The 20,068-nt window shown below is 38.8% G+C and carries 16 protein-coding genes; 9 read left to right on the top strand and 7 right to left on the bottom strand.

Annotation, left to right across the window (positions count from 1 at the left end):
- Positions 1-166: 166 nt before the first annotated feature.
- Complete coding sequence (locus QQJ93_RS03080; RefSeq protein ID WP_089124036.1) at positions 167-1,555, top strand: HlyD family type I secretion periplasmic adaptor subunit; 1,389 nt, start codon at positions 167-169, stop codon at positions 1,553-1,555.
- Between the two features lie 2 nt (positions 1,556-1,557).
- A complete protein-coding gene (locus QQJ93_RS03075) occupies positions 1,558-3,663 on the top strand; it encodes a type I secretion system permease/ATPase (RefSeq protein WP_089124035.1) in 2,106 nt (701 codons plus the stop codon).
- An 18-nt stretch (positions 3,664-3,681) separates the two neighbouring features.
- Here QQJ93_RS03075 and mnmL read toward each other — a convergent pair whose 3' ends face one another.
- Together mnmL and QQJ93_RS03065 are read right to left on the bottom strand one after the other, a co-directional pair.
- Positions 3,682-4,635: a tRNA modification radical SAM protein MnmL/YtqA gene (gene mnmL, locus QQJ93_RS03070; protein ID WP_089124034.1), complete on the bottom strand. Its 954-nt coding sequence runs from the start codon at positions 4,633-4,635 to the stop codon at positions 3,682-3,684.
- 164 nt (positions 4,636-4,799) lie between these two features.
- Positions 4,800-5,198 (bottom strand): YgiW/YdeI family stress tolerance OB fold protein, encoded by a 399-nt coding sequence (locus QQJ93_RS03065; RefSeq protein ID WP_089124033.1) that lies wholly within the window; start codon positions 5,196-5,198, stop codon positions 4,800-4,802.
- Positions 5,199-5,399: 201 nt separating this feature from the next.
- Between QQJ93_RS03065 and QQJ93_RS03060 the strand changes: the two genes are divergently transcribed.
- Positions 5,400-6,392, top strand: a complete 993-nt coding sequence (locus QQJ93_RS03060) for a metal-dependent hydrolase (RefSeq protein ID WP_089124032.1) — start codon at positions 5,400-5,402, stop codon at positions 6,390-6,392.
- A gap of 83 nt (positions 6,393-6,475) precedes the next feature.
- On the opposite strand, the gene QQJ93_RS03055 is transcribed toward QQJ93_RS03060, so the two are convergent.
- Positions 6,476-7,939, bottom strand: coding sequence for a GGDEF domain-containing protein (locus QQJ93_RS03055; RefSeq protein ID WP_089124031.1), 1,464 nt, complete (start codon positions 7,937-7,939; stop codon positions 6,476-6,478).
- A gap of 367 nt (positions 7,940-8,306) precedes the next feature.
- Here QQJ93_RS03055 and QQJ93_RS03050 point away from each other — a divergent pair, with 367 nt between their 5' ends.
- From QQJ93_RS03050 to QQJ93_RS03035, 4 genes are all read left to right on the top strand, one after another.
- A complete protein-coding gene (locus QQJ93_RS03050) occupies positions 8,307-9,182 on the top strand; it encodes a pirin family protein (RefSeq protein ID WP_089124030.1) in 876 nt (291 codons plus the stop codon).
- A 759-nt stretch (positions 9,183-9,941) separates the two neighbouring features.
- Positions 9,942-11,891, top strand: a complete 1,950-nt coding sequence (locus tag QQJ93_RS03045) for a PTS mannitol transporter subunit IICBA (RefSeq protein WP_089124029.1) — start codon at positions 9,942-9,944, stop codon at positions 11,889-11,891.
- Positions 11,892-11,972: 81 nt separating this feature from the next.
- The gene (locus tag QQJ93_RS03040) at positions 11,973-13,121 is read left to right on the top strand and encodes a mannitol-1-phosphate 5-dehydrogenase (protein ID WP_089124028.1); all 1,149 of its coding nucleotides are present in this window, start codon (positions 11,973-11,975) and stop codon (positions 13,119-13,121) included.
- Between the two features lie 49 nt (positions 13,122-13,170).
- Positions 13,171-13,701, top strand: coding sequence for an MltR family transcriptional regulator (locus QQJ93_RS03035; protein ID WP_089124027.1), 531 nt, complete (start codon positions 13,171-13,173; stop codon positions 13,699-13,701).
- A gap of 265 nt (positions 13,702-13,966) precedes the next feature.
- Here the strand turns inward: QQJ93_RS03035 and QQJ93_RS03030 are convergent, their stop codons facing one another.
- The gene (locus tag QQJ93_RS03030) at positions 13,967-14,749 is read right to left on the bottom strand and encodes an ABC transporter substrate-binding protein (protein ID WP_089124026.1); all 783 of its coding nucleotides are present in this window, start codon (positions 14,747-14,749) and stop codon (positions 13,967-13,969) included.
- 32 nt (positions 14,750-14,781) lie between these two features.
- Positions 14,782-15,912 carry a histidinol-phosphate transaminase gene (hisC, locus tag QQJ93_RS03025; RefSeq protein WP_089124025.1) on the bottom strand — a complete coding sequence of 377 codons (1,131 nt, stop codon included), beginning with the start codon at positions 15,910-15,912 and terminating at the stop codon, positions 14,782-14,784.
- A 225-nt stretch (positions 15,913-16,137) separates the two neighbouring features.
- Between hisC and QQJ93_RS03020 the strand changes: the two genes are divergently transcribed.
- Complete coding sequence (locus QQJ93_RS03020; protein ID WP_089124024.1) at positions 16,138-17,037, top strand: LysR substrate-binding domain-containing protein; 900 nt, start codon at positions 16,138-16,140, stop codon at positions 17,035-17,037.
- 1 nt (position 17,038) lies between these two features.
- Here QQJ93_RS03020 and QQJ93_RS03015 read toward each other — a convergent pair whose 3' ends face one another.
- The gene (locus QQJ93_RS03015) at positions 17,039-17,803 is read right to left on the bottom strand and encodes a hypothetical protein (RefSeq protein ID WP_089124023.1); all 765 of its coding nucleotides are present in this window, start codon (positions 17,801-17,803) and stop codon (positions 17,039-17,041) included.
- A 205-nt stretch (positions 17,804-18,008) separates the two neighbouring features.
- Complete coding sequence (locus tag QQJ93_RS03010; protein WP_089124022.1) at positions 18,009-18,197, bottom strand: hypothetical protein; 189 nt, start codon at positions 18,195-18,197, stop codon at positions 18,009-18,011.
- 303 nt (positions 18,198-18,500) lie between these two features.
- Between QQJ93_RS03010 and QQJ93_RS03005 the strand changes: the two genes are divergently transcribed.
- Positions 18,501-20,000 carry an EAL domain-containing protein gene (locus QQJ93_RS03005; RefSeq protein WP_089124021.1) on the top strand — a complete coding sequence of 500 codons (1,500 nt, stop codon included), beginning with the start codon at positions 18,501-18,503 and terminating at the stop codon, positions 19,998-20,000.
- The last annotated feature ends 68 nt before the right edge of the window (positions 20,001-20,068 follow it).

The raw sequence follows: 20,068 nt of genomic DNA, 5'->3' as shown, positions 1-20,068 counted from the left end.
TCATATTCTTTTACTTAGATAGTATAGGAAAACCTTATTGTCTCGATGTCATTTATTGTAAGCAAACCCTTAAAAATCAGGTTTTATTACAAAAATTTAACAAAAAGAGCAAAAAGAATAAGATCAGTATTTACGCTTTTACCAATTGAATTGAAACGGACTTTCTATGAAGCAGAAATCGACATCAGTATCAAAAGAACATATGGACTTTGTCGATGATAAATCCACGGCTTTGCTGCTCAATACCCCCAAAAGTGCACGCATTATTTTGTGGATCATCGCTGCTTTCTTTATCCTTGCGATAGTCTGGGTATCAATTGCCAAAATAGATAAAGTCACAACAGGCTCAGGCAAAGTGATTCCCTCTTCTCAAATGCAAGTGGTACAAAATTTAGAAGGTGGGATAGTCAAAGAAATGCTGGTTAAAGAGGGGCAGTCAGTAGAAAAAGGTCAAAAACTGCTACTTATCGATGACACACTGTTTCAATCAAACTACCGAGAAAAGAGTCAAGATCTCGCGAGCTTAAAAGCCGATAGCATCCGTCTACGTCAAATCATCAAAAGTATCATCATTAATAATGACGCAGCCCGTTGGCAGGAAAAAGTTCAACTACAAATCGGCCCTCTCTCCTTTGACAGAGAGTTTTCAGAAAAGCATCCAAATTTAATTGCTCAACAACAAAATGAATATCGCGATGTCATGGCCAACTTACAAAACCAACTCAATGTGACAGGCCAACAAATTAGACAAAAGCAGCAGGAACAAAATGAGACTAGAACTCGTATCAGTATTCTTGCTAGCAACTATCAAATCATTCAACGTGAATACGGAATGACGAAGCCGTTAGCTGACGAAGGGGTGGTGCCTGAAATTGAAATATTACAATTACAACGTTCAATGAATGACAGCCGGAGAGAGCTCACTTCCGCACGCATGAAATTACCAGTTATCGAATCAGAAATTCAAGAAACCACCTACAAATACACCAACATCGCCTCAGACTTTGTGGCTAAAAATCAGCAAGAACTCAGCGATGTCAGTAATAAGCTATCAAGTATGGCGGAATCGCAAATCGGTTTAGAAGATAAAGTCAGTCGAACAATTGTTACGTCACCAGTCAAAGGTACCATTCAAAAAATTCATATCAATACTGTTGGTGGTGTGATTCAACCGGGAATGGATTTGATTGAAATTGTCCCAACAGAAGATACCTTGTTAATTGAAACTAAAATCGCGCCTCAAGATATTGGCTTTTTACATCCTGGCCTTAAAGCTATTGTGAAATTTACTGCTTATGATTTTACCAACTATGGTGGACTGACAGGCACATTAGAAACTATCAGTGCAGACACAATACAAGATGAAGAAGGCAATAGTTTTTACCAAGTCAGAATTCGCACCGAACAAAGTCAGCTTAAAGATGCCAATGGTGAAGATTTGCCAATTATTCCCGGCATGACGGCTTCAACCGATATTATTACCGGTAAACGTACTATTTTAGATTACTTATTAAAGCCAATCCTCAAAGCACAACAAACGGCACTGAGAGAATAATCATGAAAGATCCCTTATTATCATCATTGATTTACATCAGCCACTACTATGGGCAACCTCATTCAGAGCCGTCTGTTGTCAGTGATCTGCCGCTAACCGATGGTAAGTTAACTCCATCACTGTTTATCCGTGCCGCAGAAAAAGCTGGTTTAGTTGCTAAGGCTGCGCAACTTCCTCTATTAGAAATTTCGCCTATGTTGCTACCCGTCATAGCATTGCTAAAAGATGGCAGCAATTGTGTGATTCTTAGCATTGATCGTGAAGCCAACGAAGCCGAAATTGTTCTTCCTCAATCAGAAGGCATTGCTCACTCCATCAGTATTGAAGAATTACAACAACAGTACACTGGGCAACTTTTTCTAGTCAAAAAGCGCTTTCGTTATGATGAACGTTCTCCAGAAATACTCAAAACCCGCGAAGGGCACTGGTTTTGGAGCACATTGTGGGAATCCAAAAATATCTATCGTGATGTGCTACTTGCCTCTATTTTGATCAATATTTTTGCTATCGCTACCCCACTATTTACTCGTTTGGTGTATGACAAAATAGTGCCTAACCTCGCTTTTGAGTCTCTATGGGTGCTATCCAGCGGTGTCTTTCTGATCTTTATATTTGATCTCGCTTTAAAACTAGTCCGTTCTTATTTTATTGATATTGCAGGTAAAAAGTCTGATCTACTGATCTCATCAAAACTGTTTAATCGCGTGGTTGGCGTGCGTATGGAAGCGAAACCGGCCTCTGTCGGTGCATTTGCTCGTCATTTGCAAGAATTCGAGTCGATTCGTGAATTTTTAACTTCTGCTACCGTCGGTGCACTCATCGATCTTCCGTTTGCTCTGCTCTTTCTATTTGTGATTTATCTGGTTGCAGGACCTCTTGCCCTAGTTCCTTTAGTGGCTGTCATTATTTTGGCGGTGTACAGCTTCTTAATCCAGGCCCCATTAAGACGTTCCATTGAAGAAGGCTCCAAACTATCATCTCAAAAACACGCTAATTTAATCGAAAGCCTCCACAAACTAGAAACCCTGAAAACTTTCAACGCACAAAGCCAGTTTCAATATCGTTGGGAAGAATCTGTCGCTCACATGTCTAACTGGGGCATCAAAACTCGCCGCATTACTGATTCAGTACAAAGCACCGCTGGTTTTCTACAGCAATTTGTATCGGTCTCAATGATTATTGCCGGAGTTTACCTAATTGCAGATGGTCAACTCACGATGGGAGGCTTAATCGCTGCAACCATGCTAAGTGGCCGCGCTGTTGGCCCATTAGTGCAACTGTCTATGCTATCGACCCGTTATAACCAAGCCAAATCAGCGATGACCATTATTGAGCAAGTGATGGATATGCCAATGGAACAAGAACAAGGCAAACGCTATATACATCGCCCGCAACTGCAAGGCAAAGTACAATTTGATAACGTCAGTTTTCACTACCCTAACAGCAAAACCTACGCCCTAAAAGATATCAACTTCACCATTGAACCGGGTGAAAAAGTCGCAATTATTGGCCGAATTGGCTCTGGAAAATCCAGTCTACAACGCTTAATGATGGGGCTATATAAAGCAACGGATGGATCGGTAAAACTGGATAACCTAGATATCAACCAACTGCATTATAGTGATGTCAGAACCAATATTGGCTGTGTACCACAAGACTGCGCACTATTTTTTGGATCTATTCGTGAAAATATCACCCTAGGCCGTAGCCACATTACCGATGAACAAGTATTAACAGCTGCTGAGCGTGCAGGTGTCACCGACTTTACGCAACATGATGAGTCAGGGTTAGATAAGCAAGTAGGAGAAGGTGGCGCTGCACTGTCTGGTGGTCAAAAACAAGCCATTACAATTGCCAGAGCGTGGTTAACTAAACCGCCAGTATTACTAATGGATGAGCCTACCAGTCAAATGGATAACCGCTCTGAAAGCTTGATTAAGCAACAAATCAAAAAACTCTCGCCTACAGAAACATTAATCTTAATTACACACAAAGCCGAGATGCTTGATTTGGTCGATCGATTGATTGTTCTTGATAGAGGACACCTTGTCGCTGATGGCCCGAAAGAAGAAGTATTAAAGCGGATCACTGGTGCAAAAACCGGCTAGGCTAAGGTTAATTGGCTGCTAGGCTTCGCTTTCTGTTTGGCATGCTGGTAGTTGGTACTCAAATGGTTGCCCACATAAACTCCCTTGTGGGCCGAGTTTATCGAGTACTCTGCCAATTTCTGTCATTGCAAGCCAACGGTTTTCACACCATAGTGGCGATAACAAAGTCGGCCTTCTTGCCGCAGCGGATACTCGGTGATAAATAATATCTGCAGGAGTTCGACGAATAATCTCCGCTGCCACCTCAACGTAATCATCCATGTCAGGGGCATCTAAGCGCCCAACTTGCCATGCTTTTGCCATCGTGCTCCCTTCCACGATATGCAGTGGATGCAGTTTCAAACCATCAGTACCTACCTCCAATACCTTCTCAAAAGTATCAAAATAATCGGTTCTTGTTTCTTTAGGTAAGCCAATAATTAAATGGGTGCAAACCTTAATACCTAATGCTCTCGCGCGCTTGGTAATTTCCTCATAACAAGCAAAATTATGACCACGATTAATTCGCTTTAATGTCCTCTCATTGGCAGTTTGCAACCCGAGCTCCAACCAAATTTCATAACCTTGTTCAACATAACCACTTAATAAATCTAGTACAGCATCTGGTACACAATCAGGTCGAGTACCGACGCACAACCCAACCATATCAGCAGATTTTAATGCTTCTTCATACATGGCTTTGAGGGTTTGAACTTCAGCGTAGGTATTGGTGTAGGCTTGGAAATAAGCAAGATATTTTTTGGCTCGTTTGACTTCACCTGCGCGATCAGTCAGCTGAATATTAATAGGTTGAATTTGAACATTTTCATCAACAAAAGAAGAGACATTACAAAATGTGCAGCCACCACGGCCAATCGTACCGTCACGGTTTGGGCAGCTAAACCCACCATGTAAAGTGAGCTTATGCACTTTTTCGCCATAGCGACGCTGTAAATCTTGTCCTATGGTGTTGACTAACTCATGCAGTTGCATCATACCCTCTGTTAATGTCCAAAACCTATACCCAAAGTAATTGGAGTGCAATGAGGCGAATGAAGGCCATCAAACAAAGCGCACCTTCAAGTACGAAGGGTATAAAAACTGAGAAGTATAATGAAGCCACTAAAAGCAAGCTTTACGTTACATCAAGAAAAAGCTTATTGAACCACTTCCAATGAATCGGCATCAATAGACGTATTATTCCAATCTTTTTCTACTTCACCGCGAATGATGATGGTGTTATCTGGTGTCACTGTGCGGCCAAACCAAAGATCATCATCGATCTCAACCGAAATTTCACCTGTCGCATCTTGGAACATGTAATCTTCATCACCTAGAGACATTGTTAAATTACCCGTTAACTCAACTTTAGTATCATCGCTGGCATTAAGAGAGCTAATTACATCACGAATAATACGTTTTGATTTAGTTGGACCTTGGAAACCACCTTTACTTTGCTGAGCAACAGGGGTTCCATCAGCCGTCACAAGATGGTTTTCTGCTAATACAGGTGCTGCAGCGAAACTTAATGCACACACTAATAATAATTTTTTCATTCAAAATCCCCTTAATAAACTGGTTAAAGCGCTTTTCACACTTTCAATGACATTATCTTGCATCAACAAGCGTGAAGGGAATGTGAAAATTCTGACATAAGCAAAACTGATAAAAATTGAATTCCCATCATTAAAATCTTGATGTTTGAACTGTAATATCTTTGTGCAACAATTAAACAAGTCATGGAAGAAGGAAAGTGAATGGATCCAATATCACAAGGCGTATTAGGTTCGGCTGCAGCCTTACTGGTGTCGAACAAACAAAACCGAAGACATGCAGCAAAAGTGGGCTGTGTGGCGGGCTTAGCGCCTGATTTAGATGTGCTAATAAAATCGAGTAGTGACCCATTGTTGGCATTGGAGTTTCATCGCCAATTTACCCATTCACTTTTCTTTATTCCATTTGGCGGTTTGATTATAGCCTTGTTGCTTTGGGCTATCGTCTACCGGCAAATTCCGTTTAAGCAAACTTTTCTATTTGCCACCATTGGCTATGCGACACATGGATTACTCGATGCTTTAACCACTTACGGTACCCAACTACTCTGGCCATTTTCGAACCAACGAATTGCATGGGACGTGATTGGTATCATCGATCCACTAGTCACGATTCCTTTACTGATTGCAATCATCATCACCTGTATCACCAAATCAAAAAAATGGATGATTATAGGTGCTAGTTTCTTTGCCATCTATATCAGTTTTGGCGCTCTACAACATCATAGAGCTCTAGAAGCGACTCAACAGATTGCCAATAAAACTATGCATTCCGTCACTCGTATTAAAGCAATGCCTACCATAGGAAATTTATTAGTCTGGCGTACGCTTTACCAAGCTAACGATCGCTATTACGTGAATGCAATTCGAGTTTCATTACTAGGTAAAACGACAGTTTACCCAGGTCAATCAATTGCAAAGCTCGACATTGATAAAAGCTATTCAACTATCGACAGTAATTCCATTCAATTTCAAGATATAGCTAGGTTCAATTGGTTTAGTGATGGTTGGCTCGTGCTCGATCAAAACAATCCATTAATGATTGGCGATATCCGCTATGCGACCCAAGTCAATGGTATCGAACCACTGTGGGGAATTAAACTCAGACCACAGCAGCAAAACCAACATATTCAATATCAAAGTAACACGGGAAATGGGAAAAGAGAGTTAATACCTATCGATATGATGTTTGATTAGACAAAAAGAGCTCAAGTTACGACAGTGGTAACTTGAGCTCCATTTTTAATCATCAGCCTATCATAAATACTAAATCAATAGGTTTAAAACACCTTATTACGTTCTTTTTTATTATTGTACAAGCTGACATCTGCTCGTTTAAATGCGCTATCAAACCCTTCATCTGGTGATTTCTCACTGTATCCATAAGAAACTTTGATTGTTAATCCATCTTCATTAAATGGCGTTTCTTCAATTTTATTCTTTAATTTAACGGCTAATTGCCTCGTCATATCAAAACTTGCCTTAAAGAACACTACACAGAATTCATCACCACCTAATCGAATACATAAGTCAGTATCTCGAGTATTATTATTTAAGGTATTCGCAATATGCTTTAATGCCTGGTCTCCAACATCATGTCCATAAGTATCATTGATTGGTTTAAACTTATCAGCATCAAATAAAATAATCGTGACAGAATCTTCTTTCGGCCTCTCGCTCAAAGCCTGGTCAATAATTCTTCTATTATAAAGCCCTGTTAATTCATCGGTTACTGCCTGAGCATGAAGAAAAGATTGTTTCCTACGATGCATTTCAATGTAAAGATAGGCCCCGCTAATCACGATAAGCATCAAAATAAAAATAAGCGAACGCTCAAGTAATCGGTGCATAAAATAAGTAGGTGACACCGTAAGCTTAATATCAGCAATATCCAAAATATTGAATGTTTTGCTTAATGTTAAAATATCACGATTAACAGAACCATTAGCCACCTGTAATGGGTACTCACTGCTCGAAAATTGAATAGTCACACTAGCATATTTTTTCAATAATTCTGGTAAGTTATTTAATGAATAAAAGTAATCCAGTGGAATATCGATGCCCATATCGCCAATATGCTCGTCATTAAACTCGACGGGAGATATTACAGATATAACTTCTTGCTTATTTACCCCATCTTTATAAGAGTTAGTCACATAAAATCCATATTGGCTTATTTGTTGACTGACTCTTTCCTTCGTTCCTGCACGCGATGTGTACAGACTAGGTGTGATGTCTGCAATTCTATTGTTTATTTGATCATAATCACTATCAGCCATTGAGTAGCTATATTTATACTGATAGTTAATATAAAACTGATCATTACTCAATAATAATGGGGTACTACGGCTCCAAATTTTATCTAAATAAGGAAAAATAAAATTTTCGTCGAGCAACTCACGATGTGGGTAGCCACTACCAATTAAAGTACCATTCAACAGTAAACCTCGGTCACTCGAACGACTAAATCGATAAATATCCGTTTCTTTATCATACTCAATAGGCACAACATCATTATCGAAAGTATCAGGCTGAGAAGAGAGAGTATTTAGAAGGATATCTTTATTTTCAATCGCCCTTTTACCCGTAAGTAAAAGTGATTTTTTTACATTATCTAAAAAAAGATCGACATCATTACTAGCATCCTTCCAAGTGTTATACCCATTCGCTATCAATAATATAAACAAAGCAAAGGCATTAAGCTTGAGAACCGATAAGTATTTCGTATTGTGTATATTTTTCATAAGGTCTCAAAATAAACCGTTAACAATTACATTGGAGATCAATTCCGGCAGACTAATACCAATAAACACTAAGGCCATAGAATATGAGTAATATAAGCACTTTCTAAGCCTATTTAGAAAACTAAGCTATTTTTGTTTTGATAAGAATTGATGAAGTTGAACTGAGGATATTTTACAGTGTAAATAGATTAAAAATATTTCACATTGTCGATAAAGCGTGTAAGGGAAACCTGAAAATTAAGACGAATGACAAAACCCTACCTTCATTCAATTTTTTCGAACAACTTGATGTATTTCTCATACTCAACAGATTGCAACTTCTTCACTAAGATTAAGCCATTCCTTATTCATTAAGCCTGAGGTCATTATGTCTCAAACTCAATTTCGTGAAGTTCGCTTAGTAATGCAATCCCAACCCACATCCGATGGAGATGGCGTTAAGATCCAACGTGTTGCGGGCTTTAATAACAAGTACTTTTCACCATTTTTAATGATGGATGAATTAAAAGCCGACGATAAAAAAGACTATGTTGGCGGTTTTCCCCCTCATCCACACCGTGGCATTGAAACCCTCACCTATATGATGAATGGGCACTTTCAACACAAAGACCACATGGGTAATGTAGGTGAATTACGTAGCGGTGGTGCTCAATGGATGGCGGCGGGACAAGGTGTTATCCATAGTGAAATGCCAATTATGGAAGAAGGTCAATTGCATGGTTTTCAAATTTGGATAAATCAACCCGCACGCGACAAAATGCAGCCAGCCAAGTATTTTGACTTTCAACCTGAGAGTATTACTGAAAAATCGATTTCTGAAGGTAATTTACTGCGCTTATTAGCGGGTGATTTAAAGGTAAACAATCAACCTATACAAGGTCCACTGACGGATACCGGTGTACCAGTTAGTGTTGCTGATTGGAAAGCTGAAGAAAATTGTGAAATATCATTAACAATTCCGAGCCAACATAATTCGATGATTTATGTGTATAAAGGTGCGGTAACGGTTTCTGGTAAATCTCTACAACAATCGGATTTTGCGATACTTCCTGCTTCGAATAAGCAAGGTGAAAGACTAGATGAAATAAGATTGCACGCCAATAGTGATAGCGGTTTGCTAATTTTTGTGGGTGAACCAATCAATGAACCTGTTGTGCACTACGGTCCATTTGTTATGAATACGATGGATGAGATAAACCAAGCAATTAATGATTACCAATCCGGCAAGTTTCATCAATATTAAGGTTTAATTCACAGAAATTTTATGTTCATAAACTGTGAACTAGATCTATAATTTTTAATACTCATCGTGATTGAAGTAACAGCTAACAACACTACGACTTCTATTGCACTGAGTATATTGCGCTTCTGATTCGCATCAGCCCGTAAGGGATATAATAAGCCACTCCCTGCTTTCCCCTAATAGCAGGGATTTTTTTATCTTAAATATATACCCAAGTAATTAGCCTCAGATTTAGATAACCTATGCAATTGGGTGAGTGCATGTCTACAATAAAACTGCAGCTTTAAGTATCACAGCTATAGCAATCTAAAAGCCAAATTTTCATCTAAAATATTACGTCACTAAATTACATACGGGTAAGGCATTCATAATGTGAATTATTTTACACGTCAAATTAATTAATAAAACATGACGTAGATCACTTATATAATTACAGATACGTATATTAAGTTCATTTTAGTGATTTACCTCACAATAAATATCACCATCACCCCTGCATAAAATGTGATACATATCACCATTTACTTGAGTGGAAATTCCAAAATTGCATTTTGTAACAAAATTACAACCAAATTTTGCAATGTGGATCGCATAGAAATAAGAAAAATGACACCCGATAGAGACACCGATCACAAAAAACCCGTTGTCAGTTCATTAATTAATTTGTGTGGTAAATTGATTGGGTACTAAGCAATCAATGCGGTTTTCGCGAACCGTTCACAACAACAAAATAATTAAGAACATCAAACGGGAGTCGTTATGATATCACCTGATGCTAAGATCAAGATACAAAATTTTGGTCGTTTCCTCTCTAACATGGTTATGCCCAACATAGGTGCGTTTATCGCATGGGGCTTTATTACTGCCTTATTCATTCCAACTGGCTGGTTTCCAAACGAGACCTTAGCCTCTATGGTTGGCCCGATGATTACTTACCTGCTTCCCTTATTGATAGGTTATACCGGTGGTAAACTTGTCGGTGGTGAGCGTGGTGCAGTTGTCGGTGCAATCACAACAATGGGTGTAATCGTTGGAACCGATATTCCAATGTTCATGGGGGCAATGATTGTTGGTCCTATGGGCGGTTGGGCAATTAAAGCCTTTGATAAGCGCGTAGAAGGTAAAATTAAAAGTGGCTTTGAAATGTTGGTTAACAACTTCTCAGCCGGCATTATTGGGATGATATGCGCCATCATTGCTTTCATGTTAATTGGCCCATTCGTTAAAGTGCTCTCGGGTGTATTAGCAGCAGGTGTTCACTTCTTAGTCGATGCCCACTTATTACCGCTGACCTCTATTTTCGTTGAGCCTGCAAAAATTCTCTTCTTAAATAATGCGATCAACCACGGTATTTTCTCACCACTCGGTATTCAGCAAGCAGCCGAAACCGGTCAGTCTATTTTCTTCTTAATTGAATCTAACCCAGGCCCTGGTTTAGGTATTCTTTTGGCTTATATGTTTTTTGGAAAAGGTACGGCAAAACAAACTGCCGGTGGCGCCTCGATCATCCACTTCTTCGGTGGTATCCATGAAATCTATTTCCCATACATTTTAATGAATCCTCGTTTAATTCTCGCCGCCATTGCGGGTGGAATGACGGGCGTATTTGTTCTCACTCTCTTTGATGCAGGTATCGTTTCTCCTGCTTCTCCTGGCTCTATCTTCGCTATTTTATTAATGGCACCGAAAAGCTCAATGCTAGGCGTTCTGTGTTCTATCTTTGCCGCCACGGCCGTGTCATTTACCGTCGCAGCATTACTAATGAAATCACAACGCACAACGGAAGAAGATGGTGATGAAACTGCCTTAGATAAAGCCACTGCTGATATGCAAAGCATGAAAGCTTCAGCCAAAGGTGAAAGTGCAGCAGTCAACCAAAACAACAAAATTGATATGGCAAATGTTCGTAGCATTATTGTCGCTTGTGATGCTGGTATGGGATCAAGTGCAATGGGTGCCAGCCTGTTACGCAAAAAAATTCAACAAGCGGGCTTAGACATTCAAGTGACCAACCTTGCCATTAATAGTTTACAAGAAGGAGTTGATATCGTGATCACTCATAAAGATTTAACAGAACGTGCTCGTAAACATGTACCTAATGCATTCCACATTTCATTGGTTAACTTCTTAGATAGCGAAATGTACAACCAATTAGTGACCAAGCTATTAGCTGAGCAACGTCCAGAAGCTGCCAACGATAATCAAGCGATGAAAGTATCTATACTTGCAGCAAATGACGAGAGTTTTGAAGAACAAGCACCTTCTGTGTTTAATATTGAACGTAAAAATATTCATTTAAGTTTATCTGCAAGTAATAAAGAAGAAGCTATCCGTTTCGCTGGCAACCAGTTAGTTGAACTTGGCTATGCTGAACCTGAATATGTCGATGCCATGTTTGAGCGTGAAAAGCTAGTACCAACTTATCTTGGTGAATCTATTGCCGTACCTCACGGTACCGTTGAAGCGAAAGACCGTGTTATCAAAACCGGTATCGTCATCTGCCAATACCCTGGTGGTGTGCAATTTGGTGAAGACGAAGATGAAATAGCCAAACTTGTTATCGGCATAGCAGCTAAAAATGACGAACACATTCAAGTAATCACTACGATAACCAATGCGTTAGATGACCCTGATGCCATTGAAAGATTAACGACGACAACTGATGTCGAAGAAGTATTGGAAATCTTACAAGGTAATCAAGCAGCATAACTCTGTATGATTCGAGGTCAGCGTGCCCTTATGCATCTGGCCTCACCCTAACAAGCTTTATTTTTATCGTAGGAATTTATTATGAAAAATGCAGTTCACTTTGGTGCTGGTAATATTGGTCGAGGATTCATAGGAAAGCTTTTAGCAGACGCAGATGTTCAAGTGACTTTTGCTGATGTCAATGCACCGCTTGTCGACCAAATCAGTCATAAACAAGAATATAAAGTTAAAGTCGTAGGTTCGAAATGCCAAATCGATACCGTTAATCATGTTACTGCCGTTAATTCAGCTAGTGATGATGTTATTGAACGTATCATTCACACTGACCTTGTTACGACTGCTGTTGGCCCTAATGTACTTGATATTATTGCCAAAACTATCGCAACAGGTATCACTAAACGCTTTGAAGCAGGTAATCTAAAACCTTTAAATATCATCGCTTGTGAAAATATGATTAGAGGCACAACCCATCTAAAAGGTGAAGTCTATAAATATCTGTCCCCTGATCTGCATACTCAAGCTGATACCTTAATTGGATTTGTCGACTCTGCCGTTGATCGAATTGTACCACCAGCAGAAGCGGCAAATGATGACCCACTTGAAGTTACGGTAGAAAGCTTTAGCGAATGGATTGTCGATGAAAGCCAATTTAAAGGCGAAATTCCTGATATCGCAGGAATGGAAAAAACCAATAACTTAATGGCTTTTGTGGAACGTAAGTTATTCACACTCAACACTGGCCATTGTATCACCGCGTATTTAGGGTGCTTAAAAGGCCATCGAACTATCCGTGAAGCTATTGAAGACCCTGAGATTTACTTTGATGTAAAACAAGCGATGCATGAAAGTGGTGAAGTATTAATTCAACGCTACCAGTTTGATCGTGAAATGCATGGGGCTTATATCCAAAAAATATTAGACCGTTTTGCTAACCCTTACCTTGTTGACGAAGTTGACCGTGTAGGCCGACAACCTATTCGTAAATTAAGCGAAAATGATCGCTTAATAAAACCACTACTTGGCACCATCGAATATGGGACAGAAAACACAACTTTATTGAAAGGAATTGCAGCGGCTTGTAAATATCGTAATGATAACGACCCTCAGGCAATTGAATTACAAAAATCTATTCAAGATCAAGGTATTAAAAAAACATTAGCGCATTATACCGGGCTAAATGAAAACAGTATCGAAGTACAAAAAATCGAAAGTCTTTACTTACAACTTTAATTCTAATCATCACGGGGGCTTCTCTGCCCCCCTTAATTTAGATGGTCTAATGAGCGAAAAATTAAACGAAACAGAAATATTGGAACGATTAAACCAAGCACCTACGGTGAGAGGCTTCTTTATCCAAACCGTAGAAATACTGGATGAGTCTATCGATGCTCTCATCAAACGTATTTTTCGTAAGGATAATTTTGCCGTGCAATCCGTTGTCGGGCCTTTATTACAAGATTCTGGCCCTCTAGGCGATCTCGCGGTTCGTTTAAAACTATTGTTTGGTTTAGGTGTATTGCCCGATGCTATTTATCACGATATTGAAGATCTCATTATTTTGCGCAATAAACTCAATAATGACGGTTCTGAATATGAATTTACCGACCCATTGATCATCAATAGTATTAAGTCACTTAACCTCATAGAAAAAATGACAATGGTACCTTTAAATATTACCGAACCCGATGGTGATATCGACCTAAGTTTTTATCGCATGCAACTACAACGTCAGCAGCAAGTGATCAAATCCGGCCTATCACTAGCCATTGTCGATATTTGTAGTGAATTAACAAAAGACAGCCCATTCTAAAAGCATTTCTCGAATCGATTATACTTGTGTGACTATATCGTATTAAATCGAGCCAAGAGCACCAATACAGTTCGACTAATTTCAATCAATTCAAAAAACACTTCAGGCGACCACTCAAATTTTCTGAATGAACACCAATTGATAGGGAGTTTAAGTGGAGTTAGAGATTTATTTTGGTTTTAACTCAAATCACAAAAGCGATGTTTGAAAATACAAACATCGCTTTTTTATTATCTGAGGTTACTTGAGTATATATAATGAATTATTACAACTCATCACCATAAATATCAAAATTAAAGTATTGATCGGCGATCTTATCGTAGGTTCCGTTAGAACGGATCTCGGCAATCGCTTTATTAAAGGCTTCTGCTAATGCCTTATCTTGCTTACGTAGTGCCAAAGCGGTGCCCTCACCTACATATGCTTTATCTGTTACTGGCTCTCCGGCTAATTCAAACCCTTTACCAAGTGGCTTATCAAGGAAGGCTAATTGCAGTTGGTCAGCATTACTGAACGCCACATCCAAACGACCATTGTCCAAATCAAGATACACTTCATCTTGGCCTTTATAACGTTTGATATTAGCCACATCACCAAACTTCTCGGTTACGTAGTTATCATGAATAGTGCCTAGTTGAACACCAATATTTTTACCGGTAAGCCCGGCTTTATCCATATTGTATCCGGCATCGATTTTGGCCACAAAGCGTGCTGGTGTTTGGTAGTATTTGTTGGTAAATAAAACGCGCTTTTTACGTTCTTCAGTAATGCGCATTGACGCCATGATCACATCAGCTTTTCTTGCAAGTAGCGCAGGAATTAAGCCATCCCAATCTTGAGAAATCCACACGCACTTAAAATTAGCTTCTTTACACAGAGCCTCGGCAATTTCAATATCAAAACCGGTAGGTTCACCATCTTCATTTTTATAGTTAAAAGGTGGGTAGGTAAAATCCGAGGCAAGACGTACCACTTTTTTGTCTGCAGCATGAACCGTTCCGACTATCATTGCGCAGCATACTGCCGCAAGCGTTATTAACTTTTTCATCATAAATCCTTTTATTTATATACCCAAATGACTTAAGTATATTCTTTTAGTACTTGTAGTGTTTTATTCATACTGCTGGCGGAGCCAATTGAAATTCTAACGCATCCTTTCACCGTTGACTCATTAGCAGGACTACGTGCCACAATCCCCTTATTAAGAAGATACTCGTAAAAATTATTACTGCCTTTAAAACGAATGAGAACAAAATTGGTACACGATGGATAGACTTTATCCACGATTGAAAGTTGACTGACTTCATAGCTAAACCAATCTCGTATCTCAATTAAGCTATCCGTTTGTGCCTTCATCTGTATTAAACCAGCTGAATCTAGTGCTTTTAGTGCAATCTCCGCACTCGGATCGGCAATAGGATATGGCGCAACTAAGCGCGCGACATAACTCATCACGCTTTGATCGGCAATTAAAAAACCCACACGAATGGCAGCTAAACCAAATGCTTTTGATAAAGTGCGAACAACGATTAAATGCGGGTATTGCGCCATTAGATGCAACACACTGGTCTGTGGTGCAAACTCAATATAAGCTTCATCCACCACAACCAGGGACTGATCTTTTGTACTCTCAAGTAAAGCCAACAAGTCTTGCGAATATAAAGTATTACCCGTTGGATTATTCGGTGAACATAAAAACACAATACTGGTATTTTCAAGCTCAGCTTCAATTTGAGGTAAGTTGAGTTGGAATTCAGCCGTCAATGGTACGACTGCCGTTTTCACACCCATTGAATCCGCACAGAATTCATACATGCCATAGGTTGGCGGACAAACCAGAATTTGATCATTACCTGGCTGACAGAAAGCTCGTACTAATAAATCAATTGCTTCATCTGCACCACGTACTGCCATAATTTCAACATTCGCATTAAGTCGACCATCTTCATTTTTACTGTCTAGTTGAAATTGTTCACAGTAATCACGGTAAGCTGCTGCGATATCAAACGGTAAAAAGTCTGGGTAACGATTATAATGGCTATTTACACCCTGTTTCTCATCACCATACTGACAACATGTTTCTAATTCATTGGCATTCAGCCACAGGTGATCTTGTTTATTAGTCATGCCACGCGCAATACGTCTTGCCGATTGATAAGGTATGAGTTTTTTTACCGACTCTGGAACCAACTTATCTGCTAATGATGTCATACGTCTCTCTCGCCATGCATAATAAAAACAAAAATCACAATAAATTTAACTTTAAATTCTAAATTTGAGCATAAATAATCAATTAAAGTTATATCTTGATTCTATACAAACAAGGCTTGCAATAAGAAACGAAAAGTAAGCATACTAGCCATGATAAAAAATCATACCTAGTTTCAATACTTGAGAGTGTTTGATTTTATTACGATTGATCAACAAGGAACGATCATGCCAACTCGACTACCTTCGACTAAAGCACTATACGCATTTGTAGTAACCGCTGAAGAACTCAACTTCACCTCAGCAGCAAATCGACTTAACCTCACACAAGGTGCAGTTAGCCGACAAATCTCATCGTTAGAGCAACAATTGGATGTCGCCTTGTTTCATCGACACGCACGAGGCTTATCACTTACATCCAAAGGTGCAGAGTTTCTGCCGTTGGTTGAACATACGCTTAACCACTTACAACGTTCAATCGAGCATATCGCTCATGACAAACGTAAAATAAAGCTCAAAGTCCCAAGTTGCATTACTTCATGGCTATTACCCAAACTAATGAACTTTCAGCAGCAGAACCCCGAGATCGATGTTGAACTCACCTCGACTATTAAACACAGTGTCAACTTTGCGAGCGAACCTTTCGATGCAGCAATTGGCTATGGCGATCTCGACACTTTTACTCAACAAGACCAACAACTGCATTACCATTTATTATTTGAAGAGATCTTGACCCCTGTTTGTGCTCCAACCTTGTTAGGTGAGCATCTATCACTACAAGTAAACCTACTAAAACAACAAACATGGTTACACGCCACACCAGAAAAATCGGATTGGAAGTTATGGTTAAACGCATGGGCAGCCGAACAAAAGCAACCCGAGTGGACAGCATTGGAAGGAAAAAAGAATCAACATTTTGCTACATTAGACCTTTCAGTTAATGCTGCAATGCAAGGCTTTGGAATCGCGATTGGTGATACAATGCTTGCTCAAGCTGACATAGAGCTGGGTAGGCTTATCGCACCTTGTCAGCTCAACGTTCGATCAGGAAAAGGCTATTACTTTATACGCCCGAAATCGCAAATAAATAACAATATCGAGTGTTTAATGGATGAATTATTAAAATAGCTTACCGTCTAAAAAATAAAGTCGGAATGACCAAGATTATCCACCATCCCATCGAAAGCAAAGCAGTCGCTAAGATAAAGCCGGAGACATTCACCGAAAAATTGAAAGCAGCAAGCATCCATTGTTGATGGAATAGGTTGAAGTAAAAAGACAATACCCATAGCACAGCGACAACAATCAAAACCATCACCGAGCCTTTTAGTGCATTATTAAAATCCCCACGGCTAGGAATACAGTGAAAACAAATTAAGCAAGCAAGAAGTAGAGTTAATGCATGTTGGCGAGAAGATAAAGCACTATCAATAAAGGTGTCTATTACATAAGCACAGTAGTGCAAAGCGGCTGTGGAAACGGTATACACATTCGCGACATCAACGTTCAAAATAAAAGGTCGAATGGTTGGCATTACTAAGAAATGCTGCAATAGCACAATCACTGAAAATCCCGCTAGTAATGGTGCAATTGCAATAAAAAAGACCCCTATTGATTGGTAGAGTGAACGTTGATTCCAATTGTGATTGACATAACCAAGCCGGCCATCTTTCCCCATTTGAAACCAACTAATTTTATGGACCTTATGACCAAAGATTAACGCCACTAATGCATGTGATGCTTCATGAATTGGCGTTCCAACCATAGCAGACAGATAAAATAATCCTTTAGACAATGGGGTTTTGATCACTCTTTCCCCTAGTGATTTCATCAAAACTTGTTGTAAACCAATAACAAATACCACTACGGCCAAAAATACAGCTAGACCAATCATATCCTTTCACTTTCTAAATAGTAAAACGTCATTCTATCGTAGAATTTTGGCTAAGTAACCTTACTACGGCAACCACATTGATCCGACTTAACAATATAAATTATTCGCATGCATCAATTAGTTATGATGTTAATAAGCATAAAAAATGGTGTGTTGACTATACCAACACACCATTGTTACTTTTCAATTCTAAATGATTCAATCACTAATCATCATCAACAAACACATGCCCTTCTAGAGAATAAGGATCATTTTGATGCTCTTTCATTTGCATCGAATGGCCGCGTATTTTTTTCAACGTTTTCTCTAATTGACTTGCTTGTTGGTAATCTCCTTCGGCATACGCAATGTAGATTTGATGTTCGAGATCTTCAATACGATCTTGGTCTGTCATAACATCCTCCTGCTAACTATTTGATTTTAAGTAACACTATTAAATCAGAGCTAATTAGCTTTCCATCAAAGTGTAGACCATTATGAAAAATGCATTAAATGTAGTTCTCAACACTAGCAACAATGGCATGATCATGTTAAAAACCTGCTAAAAATTAAGGTTACATAATATTTTACCAAAAAAGCATGTTACAATTTGAAACATTTATAGCGATGTAAAATATCCTATGCAGCATAAACAATTAATTATTACAAATAAATCAATGACTCAAATAAAGCTTCGCTACTAGGGTGACAATAATCAATGCCACATACCATACTCACTCCAAAGGCAGTTAAAAAACTACTGATAACTTTTCTTGCTCCTTTACCTATCGTTGCGTTCATTTGCTATGTAAGTAATTCCTCCTCATTAAAGCAACACTTACAAACCATTAGCCAATCTTATGTTCACCAAATTGAAGAAATTGTTGATGAACTAAGAGATGAAAACTACCAAGCCTTGTATGACGCAACAACCTGCCGACAAATTCAAAAAGATTTATTATTTGAAGCTTTTTTAAGAGAAATGCTGATTGTTGAAGAAGGCAGAGTCACCTGCTCGTCAAAAAGATCGGAAGATGAAATTTTTCAAATAAAACATAAATTCTCTGAATCTAAGCTTAATACTGGAGAGTATTTATTTGATATTTCATATGAAGATGGCCCGGTTCGTAGTTTATTAATTATTGATCAAGATAAAAATAATCTGCATCGTTCAGCTATTTCAATTGTCGATCAGAGCTATATCGATGTTCGATTAGGACTAAAAGATGATGATCGAATCGCACAATCTGTTATGACCGTTTCTGGTAACACTTATCCATCAAATACACATTTAAAACCAAGCCAGTTTCTTACGATGGAACAATCAAAACATTTAAATATCCAAGTTACCATTGAGCCGAGTAACAAGTTAATAAATGAGCTATATACCAACACCCTATTAGTCACCATTCCTATTTCATTGTTTTTGTCCATATTCTGGCACCTATTCAGCTATTGGTATCAAACCAGAGGTTCACTAGCCGAAAAGATAAAAAAAGCATTAATCAATAATGAGTTTTTCCTTGTTTACCAACCCCTTGTTGATAGCTCCACTTCTAAAATAAAAGGGGTAGAGGCATTGATTCGTTGGAGTCACCCTCGGTCTGGCTTTATTGGACCTGATGTGTTTATTCCCGTTGCTGAGCAACATGGGCTTATTAATAATATTACTGATTTTGTATTCGAACGCACTCTGGTAGATTGGAAAACACATACCACCAACAATTTACATATCAGTATCAATGTTCCACCTAGCTACCTGTCTCAAAACTCATGTCTAGAAAAGTTAACATTACTTGCCAGCCGCTATAAAGAGCAAGGGCTTAAATTAGGTATTGAAATAACTGAGCGACAATTGCTTGATAAGTCTGACCGGGCAATACTCACTGACATAAAAAAACTGGGAATAGATGTATCTATTGATGATTTTGGTACAGGTTATACTTCTTTATCCGTGTTAGAAGATACCGAGTTTGATTACCTAAAAATTGATCGCTGTTTTATCAACACTATAGGTATAAAGTCGATTAATTCTCCAGTTTTAAACAGCATCATTAACCTTGCCAATAACATGAATGTGTTAATGGTTGCTGAAGGTGTCGAAACCAAAGAACAAGCGGATTACCTAAAAGATCATGGTGTTCAACTATTACAAGGCTATTTTTTCTATAAGCCGATGTCATTTGAAGAGATAGCCACACTCCTAGAAAATAATTAATGAATTATAGGAATAGGTCTAATTCCTTCCTTTTACTAATCGATGCAAAAGTTCAATGATATAGTCAC

The sequence above is a fragment of the Vibrio algivorus genome (assembly GCF_030161215.1).
GTDB lineage: Bacteria > Pseudomonadota > Gammaproteobacteria > Enterobacterales > Vibrionaceae > Vibrio > Vibrio algivorus.
This window is presented reverse-complemented; position numbering and strand designations above follow the sequence as displayed.

What these genes read in the sequence shown, in the direction of transcription:
- QQJ93_RS03035 (WP_089124027.1), top strand. Translation starts at nt 13,171, where the DNA reads ATGAGCGAAAAATTAAACGAAACAGAAATATTGGAACGATTAAACCAA.
- QQJ93_RS03040 (WP_089124028.1), top strand. Translation starts at nt 11,973, where the DNA reads ATGAAAAATGCAGTTCACTTTGGTGCTGGTAATATTGGTCGAGGATTC.
- QQJ93_RS03010 (WP_089124022.1), bottom strand. Translation starts at nt 18,197, where the DNA reads ATGACAGACCAAGATCGTATTGAAGATCTCGAACATCAAATCTACATT.
- QQJ93_RS03015 (WP_089124023.1), bottom strand. Translation starts at nt 17,803, where the DNA reads ATGATTGGTCTAGCTGTATTTTTGGCCGTAGTGGTATTTGTTATTGGT.
- QQJ93_RS03080 (WP_089124036.1), top strand. Translation starts at nt 167, where the DNA reads ATGAAGCAGAAATCGACATCAGTATCAAAAGAACATATGGACTTTGTC.
- QQJ93_RS03055 (WP_089124031.1), bottom strand. Translation starts at nt 7,939, where the DNA reads ATGAAAAATATACACAATACGAAATACTTATCGGTTCTCAAGCTTAAT.
- QQJ93_RS03045 (WP_089124029.1), top strand. Translation starts at nt 9,942, where the DNA reads ATGATATCACCTGATGCTAAGATCAAGATACAAAATTTTGGTCGTTTC.
- QQJ93_RS03065 (WP_089124033.1), bottom strand. Translation starts at nt 5,198, where the DNA reads ATGAAAAAATTATTATTAGTGTGTGCATTAAGTTTCGCTGCAGCACCT.
- QQJ93_RS03020 (WP_089124024.1), top strand. Translation starts at nt 16,138, where the DNA reads ATGCCAACTCGACTACCTTCGACTAAAGCACTATACGCATTTGTAGTA.
- QQJ93_RS03005 (WP_089124021.1), top strand. Translation starts at nt 18,501, where the DNA reads ATGCCACATACCATACTCACTCCAAAGGCAGTTAAAAAACTACTGATA.
- QQJ93_RS03075 (WP_089124035.1), top strand. Translation starts at nt 1,558, where the DNA reads ATGAAAGATCCCTTATTATCATCATTGATTTACATCAGCCACTACTAT.
- QQJ93_RS03030 (WP_089124026.1), bottom strand. Translation starts at nt 14,749, where the DNA reads ATGAAAAAGTTAATAACGCTTGCGGCAGTATGCTGCGCAATGATAGTC.
- hisC (WP_089124025.1), bottom strand. Translation starts at nt 15,912, where the DNA reads ATGACATCATTAGCAGATAAGTTGGTTCCAGAGTCGGTAAAAAAACTC.
- QQJ93_RS03050 (WP_089124030.1), top strand. Translation starts at nt 8,307, where the DNA reads ATGTCTCAAACTCAATTTCGTGAAGTTCGCTTAGTAATGCAATCCCAA.
- mnmL (WP_089124034.1), bottom strand. Translation starts at nt 4,635, where the DNA reads ATGCAACTGCATGAGTTAGTCAACACCATAGGACAAGATTTACAGCGT.
- QQJ93_RS03060 (WP_089124032.1), top strand. Translation starts at nt 5,400, where the DNA reads ATGGATCCAATATCACAAGGCGTATTAGGTTCGGCTGCAGCCTTACTG.